The organism is Mesorhizobium sp. M7A.F.Ca.MR.362.00.0.0 (assembly GCF_004023175.1).
Classification (GTDB): Bacteria; Pseudomonadota; Alphaproteobacteria; order Rhizobiales; family Rhizobiaceae; genus Mesorhizobium.
Genome location: NZ_RZTF01001147.1, coordinates 1 through 231, shown reverse-complemented (window position 1 = coordinate 231; position 231 = coordinate 1). Strand labels below are relative to the sequence as shown.

Genomic DNA, 231 nt, shown 5'->3' with positions numbered 1-231 from the left:
AAATTATTGTGCCGAGAGATCCAGTCGCCGGCGACAAGCCTGGCAAGAAGGGCGCGGTCGATGCCGCGCGGGATGCGCAGATCGATATCTTCCACGCAAGCATTCTGCCGCAGGGCGGCAAATTTGAGACGGGCGGTCATGCGCTTGGTGTCACGTTCCGCCGCTTCCCTGTCTGCCATGATGCCGATGCGCTCCTCGAAGGTTAGGGCCGCAAGATCGGGCGAGCTTCTC

1 protein-coding gene is annotated in these 231 nt (G+C 61.5%); it reads right to left on the bottom strand.

Translation table 11 applies throughout. The features are described 5' to 3' along the window. A partial coding sequence (locus EOC06_RS39440) for an ATP-binding protein (protein ID WP_164899118.1) occupies nucleotides 1-231 on the bottom strand: 231 nt, incomplete at both ends.